Source organism: Gemmatimonadota bacterium (genome assembly GCA_026706345.1).
In the GTDB taxonomy this organism is placed as follows: Bacteria; JAAXHH01; JAAXHH01; order JAAXHH01; family JAAXHH01; genus JAAXHH01.
The window spans coordinates 33,012-47,377 of record JAPOYX010000018.1 but is presented as its reverse complement, the minus strand read 5'-3'; the positions used below and the strand labels follow the sequence as shown (position 1 = coordinate 47,377).

Sequence of the window (14,366 nt, the reverse complement as noted above, 5' to 3'; positions counted from 1 at the left end):
GTGCGCGCTCAGGATCCAAACCAGATAAGTAAGCAGGTCGAACAACGCTATTTCGCCAGGATCTTCCTGAATCGGGCGACGGTGTCCTCGTCCAGATCTTCGATTTGTACCTCGCCGGACTCGAGCTCCTTCAGAAGATCATCCAGATGTCTGTCGCGGTTCTTGAGGCGTTTGGATTCTTCCGGCGTCATATCACTATGGATGACCCGCAAGTGGTCCCGCTGCTCCGAGGTCGGATAGGTAAACCGCAACTCGAAATGCCGCGCTTTCAGTTTTTCATACTCTGATTTCAACATGGCCATGGATTCGCCGAAACCAAGCACGCGAACCCACGCCTTGCTTCGCGTGATCGCCGCAAACAGGCGGTTGCGCGTTCTCGCCAGATTACGAACCGCTGAATGGCAATCATGGGCATTGATGATGTAGACCATTCCGGCTTCGTTTCCCTTGGCGCGGTGAACCCCGGTGAAGGTCACCGAGGCGTTGCCCGGTTGAAAGAATGTATTCGGATCCGTGTCGACACCGGCGAGATGGGAATTGATGCCCAATTCCTTCAAACGGCGGTGTATCGGATCGAACTTCTCACGTGTCGCACGAGGATCGGGGTTGATTACCATGATGTCTTCGTGCCGCAGTTCGTCCTGACTGAGGTTTTCAGCAATGGCCTCCGTCAGCCAGTCCGTCTGGTCATATTCGTTTCTGAAGGAGACAAAACGAATCAGGTCGTCGAGGTCCGAATGGCTTTCCAGAAATCCCGGACTTGTATCTTCCGTTCTGTCAAGCGTTACGTTCGAGCCGTCGCGCAAGGCACCGTCCCGCACCCTGTAACCGATGTCTTCCCATAAACGTGCCCGGTCGAACATCTGGACCAGACCGGTTTCCGTCGCATCGGGCGGTTTCCGGTATATCCCGAGTCCAAGGGCAAGCGCCGTGGCCAGAACCGGCTTCGAGTTGCGGTAGCATTTCGACAGCATGATATCACGTTGCGGCGCGAGAGGACTGGTGGCGTCAAACCGAACTTTGGTCGATCCATCCGTACTTTTCCCGAAAATCTCCTCGGGAGCAGGCAGGGAGCCGCCACCGAGATTCTGCAGTTCGTCATAGGCATACACCAGTCTCCTGGGGGGTTTGAGCAACTCGTAGCAGAGCCTCAGAAACATGGGCGATAGATCCTGCGCCTCGTCCACGAGTATCGCGTCGTAGACTGGTTTGGGTTCTTGCGCAAACATGAGGGCGTATTCGCACGCCCCCGCGAACTCCCTGCCTTGTCCGAATCTGCTGCGCGCCTTTGCGAAATCGAAAAAACCCAGGCCGTGCAGGCGACAGAACTCGTAATAGAGCCCCCCGCGATCTTTACCCCGCCAGGCCCCCCAGGCATTTATGATACGCAGCCTGTTCCAATCGGGCTCTACGCCGGTTTGTTCTATGAAGAAGTTGTTGATCAGGCGACGAAAATGATCCTTGAGGGAACGTGAATTGAATGTGACTGCGATACGCCAGTCAGGATGATACGCATGGATATAGGCCGCCTTGAGCGCCAGAACGATGGTTTTGCCCGAACCCGCCAGACCCCGGATACGTTGCACGCCTTCGACCGTTTCGATGACGCCTCTGCTCTGCATGCTGTCCAGTGTCGCGATCGATTTCTCAAGCAGTTCCAGTTTCGCGCCTTTGGAGTTCTCCTTCGCAACACTCCGGTTGAGTCCCTTTTTATGCATCGTGGAAATGTTCTCGATCACCGAAAGCGCCTTCCCGTACATCTCCTGGTCATGAGGACCCGACCATGTGAACCGGTTCAGTTCCTGTATGAGGGAGGAGGCGTTCGCGAGCGGGTAATTCTCGAATCGGTATGGATCCAGATTGCTTAGTGCGGGGGCAAATGAGATAGCATGGATGGGAACCATAAGATCCCGGCGGTTCATCAGTTTCTGGTGAGCCTTAAGCCGGGCTTCGAGCTTATTGACCGAATCGTCCTGCCGCACCCCGTAACCGCCCGTTTCGTGCCCCTCGATCAGATCGAACACGATGATTCCCTTATCAGCCGAAATCAACAAGGCGTCCATCAACTGGAGTCCATCGGACGTGCTGATAATCGGATAGCCGATGAACAAGCGCCCCGACAATGCGGTTTGCTTAGAGACGACCTCCACCAACGCATCGCTTGCCACGGGCTTCTGGCTGGTACCTCGAACGATATCGACACTCATGACGATTTTCCTCCGGCGGTTCGCTTTCACAGTCGCGCTACGCACGCGGTTCAGCGACCCGAAAGCGACGGTTTCGTACGAAGTCAGGCTGACTATCCGTACAGCCTGCGTTCTTACGGTTGTGTTCTTACTTAGTAGAGAAAAACGTGGGATTCTCGTAAGAAAATGTCAGATGGCGGGATGGCGCCATGGAGAAGGCCTGTACGGGGATTCAAAGGCCTGATAACACCGGTGAGGCGCTACTTAACAAATGGAGATTGGATCCTGTGAGTCAGGGCATTGGCAAGATTCGGCTTGTCCAACAGAGGTCGGGAAGGTGGGCGTTGTTCATCGGGGGGATAGGGAAGGACTTGAGTGGCTTTTTAGACTCAGATACAGAGGAGCGTTTGATGTCCGGCTGCCGTCCATAGGGTAACTGGGAAAGAAGGCTGTGCCGGTGGGTTGGTCTGCGCGAGTCATTCATACCTAAACTCTAGGGTGTCTTCACATGATATCTCTCCATTCCAGATGCGGTATTCGTCCCCATAAGTTTCTACGAATCCCTTCATTTCAGAACGGAATTTACTATGTACTCTGTAGATTTCACCTTTAATGAACGGATACTCGATTTCTTCAGACACACCCAGTCCTGTCCCTGAACGGTCTCGGGATTCTCTTGTATCCCCAACGATGTTCGTCATAAACTTCATAGTCGCACCGTCATACAATCCAACAAGTGCATAATCCCACTGAGTGATTCCAGAATACGTTATGACCCGTGCACTCCTGTAATCTAATGTATCGTTTTTCGCCGTAGTGAATGTAACATCGAATTTGTAACGTGTTGGATCTGGAATCATCAGATGTTCACCTGAGATATTAGTAAACTCGTACTCAACATTAATAACGTCTTTCTGCCAAATGAACCCTTCTCTCGTTACCGGATCGTCCGGTTCAACAAACCTACAGGTCAGCCTGAGATCCTCCACCTGTGCCAATGCAGGGGATACTGTAAATCCCACCATTAAGTTCAACAGAAAGATCTGTAGAAACACGCATAATGAAACTTTCAATGGCTTAGTACAACTCCTTAGCGGTTTCATGCCATACCTCCTGTTTTATGCTGCACAAACATTGTCGCTATGAAATACCGTAGGTACAGGTCTAGCTCGTTCATTCTTATAGAACCGTAACGCTAGTAGTAGAAACCCGCCAACGAATAAACGGACTTGTAAAAACAGTAGCCTGTAACTTCACGCAAGCTTCTCGCTCCGCTGCCGTAACCACAGCATCCACCACCGAACTGACACCGCGAATCTCAGTGCCTATGGTGGGATTCAGATCGGTAATGTACACCGCATACCGCCGGGGAAAGAGGTCATTAGTCCACGCCGTCGGCTATGGCGACATCGAAGTCGCTCCAGTCCTCTGATTCTAATGTATGTACCCAGAACCCTATCGCTCCCCAAACCCCAGCCGCGCCAAGTTCGCCTCGATTTCCTTATCCAGCCGCTCGGCCTCGGCCTGCTGCTCGCGCCATTGGGCCGAGAGACGGGTCATCTTCTCCTCGAAGGGTTCGCCGTCGTCCTCCTGCGGCGGCACGCCGACGTACCGGCCTGGAGTGAGGACGTGGCCGTGTTTGCGGATCTCGTCGAGCGTTGCGCTCTTGCAGAATCCGGGGACGTCCTCGTACACGGTAGCCTCCTCGCTTCCTCGCCAGGCATGGTAGGTGTCGGCGACGCGTTCGATGTCCTCCTGAGACAGGTCGCGGCGGGTGCGGTCGAGCATGTGTCCCAGCTTGCGGGCGTCGATGAAGAGCGTTTCGCCCTGGCGGTCCCGGTGCGCTCCGTTGAGGCGGCCGCGGGATAGGAACCAGAGGCAGGCCGGTATCTGGGTGGAACGGAAGAGCTGGCCCGGCAGGGCGATGATGCAGTCCACCAGGCCGGCTTCGATGATGTTCTTGCGGATCTCCCCTTCGCCGGACTGGTTCGACGACATGGAGCCGTTGGCCAGGACGAAACCCGCCGTGCCTCGCGGCGCGAGGTGATACAGGAAGTGCTGCACCCAGGCGAAGTTGGCGTTGCCCACGGGCGGGACACCGTACTCCCACCGCCTGTCGTCGCGCAGCCGGTCGCCGCCCCAGTCGGAGACGTTGAAGGGCGGATTGGCGAGGATGTAGTCGGCCCGCAGGTCCGGGTGGCGATCGTTGTGGAAACTGTCGCCGTGTTCGATCAGGCCCGCGATGCCCCGGATCGCAAGGTTCATCCTGGCCATGCGCCAGGTCGTGTAGTTGGACTCCTGGCCGTAGATGGAGACGTCGCCCGTGGCTTTACCCACGTTCCCGTTGCCGCTGGCGTGGGTGCGGATGAACTCCACCGACTGAACGAACATGCCGGAGGAGCCGCAGCAGGGGTCGTAGACGCGGCCCTGGTACGGTTCCAGCATCTCCACCAAGAGGCGCACGACCGAGCGCGGGGTGTAGAACTCGCCGCCCTTGCGGCCCTCGGCCAGGGCGAACTGTTCCAGGAAGTACTCGTAGACGCTGCCCAGCACGTCCGTGGCGCGAGCTTCAGCACCGCCAACCTTGATATTGCTCACCATGTCGACCACCTGTCCCAACCGGGTCTTGTCCAAGGCTGGCCGGGCGTATTCCTTCGGCAGCACGTCCTTAAGCGCTGGGTTGTCCCGCTCGATGGCCACCATGGCGTCGTCGATCAACCGCCCGATGGTAGGCTGGCGAGCCTGGCTCTTGAGATGTTGCCATCGGGCCTCGGGAGGCACCCAGAAGATGTTCTCCGCGATGTACTCGGCGTCCATGCTGCCCCGCAGGGCGTCGGCCATGCGCCAGTATTCGGCTTCGTGGTTCGTCATCGTATGTGTCGATTTCCTGTGGATATTCGCTAAGCCAAAAGCGATGTGGCGCCCACCCTCCTGGTTCAACGCCTCGCAGGACTAGTTAGGAACGCGCACGCCTAGAGATCAATAAACTCGTCACGACTCAGTCCGGCTTGCTTTAGAATCTTGTGCAACGTCCCCGTTGGTAACGTACCAGTATGCATAGACAGGTACGTTTGCCTACCATCAGCGTGACGAAGCACTTTGTGGGACCCAGATTGCCGAATCTCCACGAATCCTGCGCGACGTAACTTCCTCAGGACCTCACGAACCGAGAACGGCATCGGATACCTCTATGCGGGCAATGACCGCGCCCGATTCCCGTGGCACCGATTCTCCTTGCGCGCGCTTCTCGGCGATCCATACTTCCGCAAGTTCCTTGGCAGCCGCTAACGCGCCATCTATACCTTTCCCGTGCGTTGTCAAATCCAGCGCCGGGATGTGGGCATAGTAGCAACCCTCGAAACCGGGTTCATCGATTACATCCAACATCACTGAGTATTCCATCACACTCCTCCCTTCAGTGGGCATCACCCTCAAACCGGCCACTGTTCCTTCCGATAACCCATGTCCCAGAACATCCACTCATACCGGCTGGTCGTGATGTAGTGCCCAAGCATGGCCTCGCGGTCCTCCTCGGGAAGGCCCCGCGCGACCCGGTTCGCGATCTCCAGGACGGCGACGACGCACTCGGCGAACTGCTCGCCGGCGTAGGTGTCGATCCACTGCTGGTACATGGGATCGGGCGAACCCTTCTCGGCCAACGCCTTGCCCACCTCCCAGTAGATCCAGTAGCAGGGGAGCACCACGGCCACCACCTCGTGGAATGGCCGGCCATAGGCCACGGAAAGCAGGTAGCTCGTATAGGCCTGGCACACCGGTGCCTTGGGCGTGGCCCAGACCTCTTCCGACGACAGGCCGAAGACGTCGAAGAAGTTTGCCTGCATGGCCCGCTCTTCCACGAGACACCCCTTGGCATGCTCGTTGAAGAGGATGATAGTGGCCTCGTCGGGCGCTTTGACCGCGGCGAGGCTCAGGGCCCGGGCGTAGTCCTTGAGATAAAGCGCGTCCTGGACGGTGTAGAATTCGAAGGCCGAGCGGTCGAGGTCGCCTGAGGTTAGCCCCTTGATGAATGGATGGGTGAGGATCGCGTCGTATATTGCGGCCGTCTCCGACCACATGAGATCGGTGATGGTTCCTGTCGCCGATGCGGTCGTCATCTAAACACTCCCTGATATCTTCCCTCACGGGTGAACGATTGCAACCTGTTGAATCACATACCGTTTTATGATCTTGCAACCTGCCCAAAATACACATTTCAAAGCATGTAATCAAATCGAAAGCAGACCCATAACAATTCTCCCACTTCCGACAGTAAATGCCTACTGGGCCGGAAGGAATACCGAGGCCGCATTTTAAACATATTGCAATTCGCATAAAAATATTGCATATTATAATATGCAATATTTTCCAATGACGGGAGGGTAAGGATGACGACGGGGCTTATCGGAAGGCGGATCAAGGCGTTGCGAGAGGAACGCAGGCTATCGCAGGAAAGTGTAGCGAACCTATTTGACTTCAAGGATCGGCAGACGGTATCGGCCATCGAGACGGGTGCGAGACGCGTGACAGCGGAGGAACTGCTGCTCGCCGTAGAAAGACTGGGCGCACCGCTCGAGTACTTTACCGACCCGTTCCTGCTGGCGGGTGAGGGACGCTTCTCCTGGCGTCAGACCGGCGTCGACGCTGAACGGCTCGAGGCCTGTGAACAAATCGCCGGACGCTGGATCGGCGCATACCGCGCGCTGGCGCCACAGGTCGGATACGAAACCCCGCTGATGCGTCGGTCGCTCGGGCTCACCCGCCACGCGCGTTTCGAGGACGCCATGGCGGCCGGCGAGCGGTTCGCCACCGAGTTCGATCTAGGTGAAATCCCCGCCATGCGCCTCATGGAAGTCATGGAACGCGAACTCGGCATCCTGGTCCTCATGATGGACACCGAGCGCGGTATCTCGGGCGCGGCCTGCCGCCTGCCCGAGCTCGACGCGGTGCTCATTGCGCGACGTGAAATCATCGGACGCCGCCACTTTGATCTCGCCCATGAGCTGTTTCACATTCTGACCTGGGATGCGATTCCGCCCGAACACACCGAGGAAGCGATGGAAACCGGAGGCAACCGCACCGAGCAACTCACCAACAACTTCGCGGCGGCGGTTCTGATGCCGGCCGCCATACTTGCGAGGTTTGGAAGCTGGTCGGATCTCACTGAAGACAAGTTGATCCGGAAACTACACTCGGTGGCGAACGAGTTGCGCGTGACGGTCTCGGCACTGAGATGGCGGCTGGTCGCACTCGGCGAATTGAAACCTGTGGTTGCGCGTTCCTTGCCGGATGCGGCATTGCGCAACAACAGATCGGACGTCGCCGAGAACGTTCCGCCCGCCCTGTTCTCGAGACCCTTCATGAAAGTGCTCGGAATGGCGATCGAGCAGGGATGCATCTCGGTACGAAGTGTCGCCGGCTTGCTCGACCTCAGCGTCGATGATCTCGTGGATCTCTTCGCAGCACATGACGTCCAGTGCGCAATCGAACTGTGAGGCGTCATGGCCCGGCATCAAGGTACCGTGCTGGTCGACACGAACATCATACTGGAGACCTACCGGACAGGATCGTGGCGAGCGTTGGCAGGCGGTTATCGGTCCGCAGACCAGACTCGCGCCGCGCTGTCCCTCCGCTGATCGACCGCCCGCACGTACTCCGTGTACTCTTCCCGCCGAAAATAGGCACCATCCAGGTTGTCCGTTTCGGTCGTGACCGACGCGGTAACCCAGTGCGTCGCGTAGCCGCGCCGCCAGCGGTCCGACGTGTTGCGGCGCGACGAATGGAGCGTCTCCGAGTGGTGGAAAACCACCCCGCCCTTGCGCACGGGCGCGGAGGCTTCCATCTCCCAGTCGATCAGGTCGTCCGGCGGCGCCAGGTTGTAGGGCTGCCCGAGGACCTCCACGTGGTCGATGATCCCCTTCTTGTGCGAACCGGAGATGTACCGGAGGCAGCCATTCTCCTCGTCCACGTCGTCGAGGGCGATCCAGGCCGTGATCACGTGGCGGCCAGGCGTGCACCGGAAGTAGAAGTTGTCCTGGTGGTAGGGTTTCTCTGACCCGAACCGCGGCGGTTTCATGAAGAGCTGGTCGCTCTTGAGCAGGGGTTCTTCACCAGTGAGCTGCCGGAGTATGTCCCGGAGCCGGCCATCCAGGGCGAAATCACGGAACATCGGATTCCGAAGGTAGGGACTGTCGATCTTCCGGGGCGCGGACTCGCCCGATTCGGAACGGTCCAGCAGGTAGCCAGCCATAGATTCCTCTACGTCCATGGAATCCGCCGTTTCCACGGCCAATCGGGCTACTTCGTCGGCCTCTTCGGGACCGTAGACACCCTCAACCACCAACCATCCCCGCTCACTAAAGGTTCGGACCTGTTCTTCACTGATCATTCCGCTCATCCATTCCGCAGGTTGTCCAGATTCTCCTGCAACACCCGCATGCCGTAGCCCATCGGGCTGCCGACGTTGATGTACCGGTAGCCCCAGTCGATCTTTTCCCGAATCTCCTCCATATTGTCCAGGGTGGTGCCCGCCATGATCCCCGAACCTTCCAGGCGCTTCGGAACATCCCGCATAATCGTCTGTACCTCCCTGGATTCCGTCTGGGTGATCACGCCCAGGGTGGCGGACAGGTCCGTGGGGCCGACGAAGAGCACGTCGATCCCCTTGACCTGCATGATCTCGTCGAGGTTCTCGTAGGCTTCCAGGCTTTCGATCTGGAGCACGAGGACGGTCTCGTCATTGGCCGTCCGGACCACGTGATTGAAATCCAGACCAGCCAGCATGGCCCAGTAAGGCGAAATGCCCCGGTTGCCCTCCGGGGCGTACCGGGCGTACCGTACGGCGCGCTCCGCCTCCTCGGCCGTGTTGACCTGGGGTATCATGACGGCCACGGCGCCGATGTCGTAGGCCTTCTTGACGAGGGCGGGGTCGTTCCAGGCGATGCGGATCATGGGCGCCACGTCGTTCTGGCGCGCGATCACCGGAACCATGTCCAGTTGCTCGACCCATATGGAGGAATGTTCCGCGTCGATCCAGAGGAAGTCGACGTCGGACCGGCAGACCTGGGATGCCATGAACGAGGTGGGCGCATTCAGCACGGTGCCCAGCAGCAGTTCGCCGTCGTGGATGCGCTGTTTCAGCGGATTGGGGTACTTCATCTGGACCCTGCACCTTTCTGACACGCCGAAACGCGCGCCTTGTTATCCTGCCGACGGTTGACACCACGGGCTTAAAACGCGCCGCACACCTGCTACGCGCCGAAACGCGCGCCCGGTCGTCCCCGCCCTGTCAGCAGGTTCGATCGGCTACAACGCGCTGCGTTCCCGCTTGAAGGCGGAGATGAATGCCTCGTTTTCGCGGGGCAGGCCGACGGATATGCGCATAAAGCCTTCCATGTCGAAGGCCTGGCGGACCTGAACCTTCTTCTCCCACAGGCGGTCGATCAGCGTGTTCACGTTGGGACCGACTTCTACGGTGACGAAGATCGTCTGCGTCCGGATCGGACTGTATCCCATCGCCTCGAGTTCCGCGTACAGGAAAGCCTTGCCCTGGCGCGTGGATTCCACCGACCGTCGGACGTGTTCCTGGTCGTCCAGCGCCGCGAGGGCGGCCACGGTGGACAGGGTGTTCTTGTTGAGCATACCAATGCTGAACCGCGCCATGCGTTCAAGCAGCGCGGGGTGAGCGATGCCGTAACCTACCCGCATGCCACCCAGTCCGTAAGCCTTCGAGAAGGTCCTGGATATCAGCAGGTTTTCCACTTCCTTCGTCAAGGAAATCATGGATGGATAATCGGGATCATCCACAAACTGTATATAGGCCTCGTCGACGCAGACGATGACGTCTTTAGGCACCGCCCGGATCGTCCGCTCCAGTTCGGCCGCATCGAGAATCTGTCCGGTGGGATTGTTCGGATTGCAGATGCTGACGATCCGGGTACCCCCGTCCACCGCCGCCGCCATGGCGTCCAGGTCCATCTGCCAGTCCCCGGTCAGCGGCACCTTCTTGACGGCCTGTCCGAGTTCCTCCGCCGTCCTCGGTATGGACCGGTAGGACGGGAAGGCCGTGACCGCGTTTCCCGGGTTTTCCCAGAAGGCTGCCAGCGTAGCCGTGAGCAGGATCTCCGACGAGCCCACTCCCAGGACAACGGATTCGACGTCGACACCGTGATGGGCCGCGAGGGCTTCCTCGAGCCGGTCGTGCATGGTATACCGGTTCATGCCGAACATCTTGCCGGCAACCGCCTCGATCGCCCGTTGCGAGGCGCCCAGGGGATTCTCGTTTATGCTGAGCTGGACCAGCGTGGGATCGTCGAGTCCGATGCCGTTCACCTGCTGCATCGTGGTTCCGCTGACCATCTGGGCGGCCGCCTCCCAGACCGGCGTGCCGATCAGCGAAACGCCCGCGCCTCCCAGCACCGTGTTGCGCAGGAAACTACGCCGGTTCATGCCATGTTCGTCAGCCATGATAGCCTCCGTATTAGATGGCGATCTGATTGCATGTTATCTCGAGGGAAATGTGCGTCCCGAATGATGGAAAGTCAAAGTTTCTTTTGATCTTGAAAAGGGTGCGCGATATGGGTACACTGAACCGGTTCAAAACGAAACGAGCCGCAGTTTCCCCTGCAATCGCGAGGAGTCTACATGAGCGGATTAGACTACCAGGATTTCGATCGGAGCTTCTGGGACGAGGAACTGGCCGATTTCGTGCCGGATACGGTCTACGACATGCACGTGCACATGTGGTCTGAACGGCATCGGGGAAAGCTTCCCCCGAACCCCACCGGGCTCCGGCTGGAGATCGACTACCAAGACCACCTGGTCTGGGCGGAGAAGCTGTATCCGGGCCGCAAGATGCATTACCTGGTACTCGGCACGCCGATTCCGGGGGGGATCGACACGGAAGGCCACAACGACTGGATGGCCGAGGAGATGAAGCAGGACCCCGAGTCGGCCGTCAACATGATGGTCACACCCGACATGACGCCGGAATACGTGGCCGCCCAGGTGAAAAGACACGGCTTCCTGGGCCTCAAACCCTACCGGGTCTTCGCCCCGGACCCCACCCACTGCCGCATTCGCGACTTCCTGCCCGAATCCTTCATCGAGGTGGCTCACGACCTCGGACTGGCCATCACCATGCACATGTCCAAACCCGAGGGGCCGGCGGACGAGGACAACCAGAAAGACCTGGCCTACTACACGAAGCAGTATCCCCGCGCCCAGTGGATCCTCGCCCACTGCGCCCGGGCATTCAACTGCTTCATGATGGAACGGGCGATTCAGTTCCTGACCGGACTGCCCAACATCTGGTACGACACGTCAGCCGTGAACGACCTCTACTCCCAGTACCTGCTGATGAAGCACGAGGACCGCTCGCGCGTCATGTTCGGATCGGACAACGTGGTGGCGGGGTGCGCCCGGGGCAAGTACGTCACCTACGGACGGGCGTGGACCTACTACGAGGGCACGACGGAGACGACGCCCCACTGCGATTCGCGGGCGACGCTGGTCATCTACGAGCAGTTGCGGCAAGAGAAGCAGGTGGCGGACATGCTGGGACTGACGTCACAGGAGATCGAGGACCATTTCTCCGGAAATGCCCGGCGATTCCTGCGGCAGGTCCGCGGCCAGCAGGACTGGCGGTAAGCGCACGCAGCGCGACCGTGGCGCCGGAGTGGTAGCAATTCGGCATGCTCGCCCCACCGTGCGATCGCCGGCAGCGCGGGCGCACACTAGCCTCGCGACGGCTCCGACATCTGCGCATTAGCCCCGCGACGGCTCCGCCATGCGCGCTTTGGCCTTGCGGACTTCCTCCACAAGATGATCCTGGTGGGCAAGGGGTTGTTCCAGGTGCTTCATGCGCGCCGGGCCGGCCGTCTCCAGCATGGCTTCACCGTAGACGCTGTCGAGCCAGAACCGCGCGGCGGCGGCGATCTCGTTCTTCAGGAATTGCATGTCTTTGTCGGCGAAACGGGCGGTGCAGTTGATCGTAAACATCCTGCGCCGGTCACCTCCGCCCCAGGCGCTGTGCTTGGTATTCTGGTTGAACACGACGACGTCGCCGGGCTGCGTCTCGAGGGCCACGGCCGGCACCTCCCAGCCTCCGATACCCCAATTTTCTCCCGATTTCCTGATCTGGGATTCCAGCGAGTCGGCATAATCGTCGCCCCATCGGTGACTGCCCGGGATCACCCGCAGCGCGCCGGATTCCCGGGTCAGCGGATCGAGGTAGAAGGCCATCTTGTAATATATCCGAGGCGGCGCGCCACGCATCTTGCCCGACCAGTCCGTGTCCGAATGCCAGTTGGTATCGCTGACGTAGAAATTGCCGTCGCTGCCCAGATACACGAAGTCTTCGCCCAGGAGGCTGCCGAAGATGCCGTTGACGCGGGCGTCGTCGATCAGCGAGGACAGCACGGGATGCTGATCGATGAAGGGCACGATGCAGGACCTGGCCGTCCCGTCGTGGGGCTTGCCGCCATGCCCGCCGCCGCGTTCGGTCCACACCGCCTCGAACGCTTCGATGATCCCGTCGATCCGGTCCTTCAACAAGCCGGGGAAACCGAGGAAGCCGAAGGTGTCCATGAATGCCAGTTGCTCTTTCGTCAGTCGCATGGGCGGTTCTCCGTAAATGGGCGACGGGCTTGGCGCTGTTTGGGGCCTGTTATGTAATGATGGATTGAATAAAGACCAGTATATATAGCTTTCTGTATTATCGGCCCAGAAATGTAACCGTTCAAATATGTATTGCTAAGAATTTTGCGAGATGTCCATACTATATCGCGACTGTGTAAGTGTTACGACGTAACGGTAGCCCGGTTACTATAATATCAGATGCGATTATACCTGTCGTTAAAATACCGGCATACGGCCCGATCAGCCTGAAACAATGGATTGACCACTATGAGCGAGCAGCGCAGATTCGACACTGAGACTCGATTTGACATCGATAGAGTAAAAAAAGATATCGATCTTCTTCTTGGAGAGATATTCCGTAGAAAAGGCAGTGTTCGAGACCGACTGATTACGATTGAAACATCCCTGAAGAGTGTTAACACTCGCCTTGGTATCTTAATGTGGGTGACAAGTCTATTGGTTCTACTTGTAGGGGGCGTCTTTGCGGGTATCGTAAAGATGGCGTTTTTCGACGTCCCCCAATAAATCATCCTGAAGCAGACACCTCGTAGCGAACAATTACGCCCCGCCACGGAGCGTCATCTCTACGGAAGGAGCGCCCATGCGCCGGTTCACCCGCACCCCCTATCTCTCCGGACCGGACGATCCGGCATACGGTGAGGTCCGGGGCGTGCTCCAACTCGGAGAAACGGTACAGGTCGAGACCTACGGCGGCCACGACCAGGACTATCTTGCCAAGAAGGACTTGCGGGCCGGGGCGGTGATGGACGTGGACCCCTACCGGCATTCAAGGCCGTGCGGCCCCTTCCATATCGAAGGGATCGAGGCCGGCGACTGGGTGTCCGTGGAGATCATCGACATGGAAGTCGGACCCTACGGCTTCTACCGCAACGGCGGCCCCCACTGGGGCAGCCTGCGCCTGATCGCGCCGGTGCGGGACGGGCTTGTCCATTTCCCACCCGATTTCGTGGTTCCGGTCCGGCCCATGATTGGCGTCGTCATGCTGGAATCGGTCGCCACGCACCAGATAGACACCGGGGGCAACATGGATTTCAACGCGATCCAGCCGGGCAGCACGGTCCACATCTGCGCGCAGAAACCGGGGGGACTGCTGACCCTGGGCGACGTGCACGCCCGGATGGGGGACGGCGAGTTGACGGGCACGGGCGTGGAGATCGATTCGACGATCACGATGCGGGTGGACAAATCGCCCGGATTTCCGTGCAGCGCGCCGGTCGTGGAAAAGACCAGGATCGTGGAGTCGCAGGAGGAGTATCTGACCAGCGGACAGGGTTATAACTGGGAGGAAGCCGTCAAGATCGCCTGGAGCGAAATGAACGCCCTGATCGCGGACCGGTACGACACCACCGTCGAGTATGCCAACCTCATCGTCGGCACCATCGCCGACGCCCGTCCGGGCTATGCCGCCGGCCTGCTGAACCGTCGCGGCAACGCGGACGCCCAGGCCTACGTGACCTGCCAGATGGCGGTAACGAAGGAACTGCGGCGGACGGGAACGCCCTACGTGCCTTAGAACGCCCTATG

General features: G+C 58.9%; 13 protein-coding genes. 3 read left to right on the top strand and 10 right to left on the bottom strand.

What is annotated here, in order from left to right; genetic code table 11:
- Positions 1-47: 47 nt before the first annotated feature.
- From OXG98_01935 to tenA, 6 genes are all read right to left on the bottom strand, one after another.
- Positions 48-2,207, bottom strand: coding sequence for an ATP-binding domain-containing protein (locus OXG98_01935; GenBank protein MCY3770775.1), 2,160 nt, complete (start codon positions 2,205-2,207; stop codon positions 48-50).
- Positions 2,208-2,662: 455 nt separating this feature from the next.
- Positions 2,663-3,289, bottom strand: coding sequence for a hypothetical protein (locus tag OXG98_01930; protein ID MCY3770774.1), 627 nt, complete (start codon positions 3,287-3,289; stop codon positions 2,663-2,665).
- 352 nt (positions 3,290-3,641) lie between these two features.
- On the bottom strand, positions 3,642-5,057 hold the full coding sequence (locus tag OXG98_01925) for a class I SAM-dependent DNA methyltransferase (protein ID MCY3770773.1): 1,416 nt from the start codon (positions 5,055-5,057) through the stop codon (positions 3,642-3,644).
- 101 nt (positions 5,058-5,158) lie between these two features.
- Positions 5,159-5,365 carry a type II toxin-antitoxin system HicA family toxin gene (locus OXG98_01920; protein ID MCY3770772.1) on the bottom strand — a complete coding sequence of 69 codons (207 nt, stop codon included), beginning with the start codon at positions 5,363-5,365 and terminating at the stop codon, positions 5,159-5,161.
- Entirely contained in the window at positions 5,346-5,588 is a 243-nt protein-coding gene (locus OXG98_01915) for a hypothetical protein (GenBank protein ID MCY3770771.1), read from the bottom strand. The genes OXG98_01920 and OXG98_01915 overlap by 20 nt, the downstream gene beginning before the upstream one ends.
- Before the next feature lie 29 nt (positions 5,589-5,617).
- Positions 5,618-6,301, bottom strand: coding sequence for a thiaminase II (tenA, locus tag OXG98_01910; GenBank protein ID MCY3770770.1), 684 nt, complete (start codon positions 6,299-6,301; stop codon positions 5,618-5,620).
- 270 nt (positions 6,302-6,571) lie between these two features.
- Here tenA and OXG98_01905 point away from each other — a divergent pair, with 270 nt between their 5' ends.
- Positions 6,572-7,678, top strand: coding sequence for an XRE family transcriptional regulator (locus OXG98_01905; GenBank protein ID MCY3770769.1), 1,107 nt, complete (start codon positions 6,572-6,574; stop codon positions 7,676-7,678).
- Between the two features lie 95 nt (positions 7,679-7,773).
- Here OXG98_01905 and OXG98_01900 read toward each other — a convergent pair whose 3' ends face one another.
- The 3 genes from OXG98_01900 to OXG98_01890 all read right to left on the bottom strand — a co-directional run bounded on the left by OXG98_01900 (position 7,774) and on the right by OXG98_01890 (position 10,649).
- Complete coding sequence (locus tag OXG98_01900) at positions 7,774-8,571, bottom strand: phytanoyl-CoA dioxygenase family protein (GenBank protein ID MCY3770768.1); 798 nt, start codon at positions 8,569-8,571, stop codon at positions 7,774-7,776.
- Positions 8,572-8,576: 5 nt separating this feature from the next.
- A complete protein-coding gene (locus OXG98_01895; GenBank protein ID MCY3770767.1) occupies positions 8,577-9,341 on the bottom strand; it encodes an aldolase/citrate lyase family protein in 765 nt (254 codons plus the stop codon).
- Between the two features lie 147 nt (positions 9,342-9,488).
- On the bottom strand, positions 9,489-10,649 hold the full coding sequence (locus tag OXG98_01890; protein ID MCY3770766.1) for an aminotransferase class I/II-fold pyridoxal phosphate-dependent enzyme: 1,161 nt from the start codon (positions 10,647-10,649) through the stop codon (positions 9,489-9,491).
- Between the two features lie 177 nt (positions 10,650-10,826).
- Between OXG98_01890 and OXG98_01885 the strand changes: the two genes are divergently transcribed.
- On the top strand, positions 10,827-11,831 hold the full coding sequence (locus tag OXG98_01885) for an amidohydrolase family protein (GenBank protein ID MCY3770765.1): 1,005 nt from the start codon (positions 10,827-10,829) through the stop codon (positions 11,829-11,831).
- A 117-nt stretch (positions 11,832-11,948) separates the two neighbouring features.
- Here the strand turns inward: OXG98_01885 and OXG98_01880 are convergent, their stop codons facing one another.
- Positions 11,949-12,800, bottom strand: coding sequence for a phytanoyl-CoA dioxygenase family protein (locus tag OXG98_01880; GenBank protein MCY3770764.1), 852 nt, complete (start codon positions 12,798-12,800; stop codon positions 11,949-11,951).
- Positions 12,801-13,422: 622 nt separating this feature from the next.
- Between OXG98_01880 and OXG98_01875 the strand changes: the two genes are divergently transcribed.
- The gene (locus OXG98_01875; protein MCY3770763.1) at positions 13,423-14,355 is read left to right on the top strand and encodes an acetamidase/formamidase family protein; all 933 of its coding nucleotides are present in this window, start codon (positions 13,423-13,425) and stop codon (positions 14,353-14,355) included.
- Positions 14,356-14,366: the final 11 nt, after the last annotated feature.

What these genes read in the sequence shown, in the direction of transcription:
- OXG98_01935 (MCY3770775.1), bottom strand. Translation starts at nt 2,207, where the DNA reads ATGAGTGTCGATATCGTTCGAGGTACCAGCCAGAAGCCCGTGGCAAGC.
- OXG98_01930 (MCY3770774.1), bottom strand. Translation starts at nt 3,289, where the DNA reads ATGAAACCGCTAAGGAGTTGTACTAAGCCATTGAAAGTTTCATTATGC.
- OXG98_01925 (MCY3770773.1), bottom strand. Translation starts at nt 5,057, where the DNA reads ATGACGAACCACGAAGCCGAATACTGGCGCATGGCCGACGCCCTGCGG.
- OXG98_01920 (MCY3770772.1), bottom strand. Translation starts at nt 5,365, where the DNA reads ATGCCGTTCTCGGTTCGTGAGGTCCTGAGGAAGTTACGTCGCGCAGGA.
- OXG98_01915 (MCY3770771.1), bottom strand. Translation starts at nt 5,588, where the DNA reads ATGGAATACTCAGTGATGTTGGATGTAATCGATGAACCCGGTTTCGAG.
- tenA (MCY3770770.1), bottom strand. Translation starts at nt 6,301, where the DNA reads ATGACGACCGCATCGGCGACAGGAACCATCACCGATCTCATGTGGTCG.
- OXG98_01905 (MCY3770769.1), top strand. Translation starts at nt 6,572, where the DNA reads ATGACGACGGGGCTTATCGGAAGGCGGATCAAGGCGTTGCGAGAGGAA.
- OXG98_01900 (MCY3770768.1), bottom strand. Translation starts at nt 8,571, where the DNA reads ATGATCAGTGAAGAACAGGTCCGAACCTTTAGTGAGCGGGGATGGTTG.
- OXG98_01895 (MCY3770767.1), bottom strand. Translation starts at nt 9,341, where the DNA reads ATGAAGTACCCCAATCCGCTGAAACAGCGCATCCACGACGGCGAACTG.
- OXG98_01890 (MCY3770766.1), bottom strand. Translation starts at nt 10,649, where the DNA reads ATGGCTGACGAACATGGCATGAACCGGCGTAGTTTCCTGCGCAACACG.
- OXG98_01885 (MCY3770765.1), top strand. Translation starts at nt 10,827, where the DNA reads ATGAGCGGATTAGACTACCAGGATTTCGATCGGAGCTTCTGGGACGAG.
- OXG98_01880 (MCY3770764.1), bottom strand. Translation starts at nt 12,800, where the DNA reads ATGCGACTGACGAAAGAGCAACTGGCATTCATGGACACCTTCGGCTTC.
- OXG98_01875 (MCY3770763.1), top strand. Translation starts at nt 13,423, where the DNA reads ATGCGCCGGTTCACCCGCACCCCCTATCTCTCCGGACCGGACGATCCG.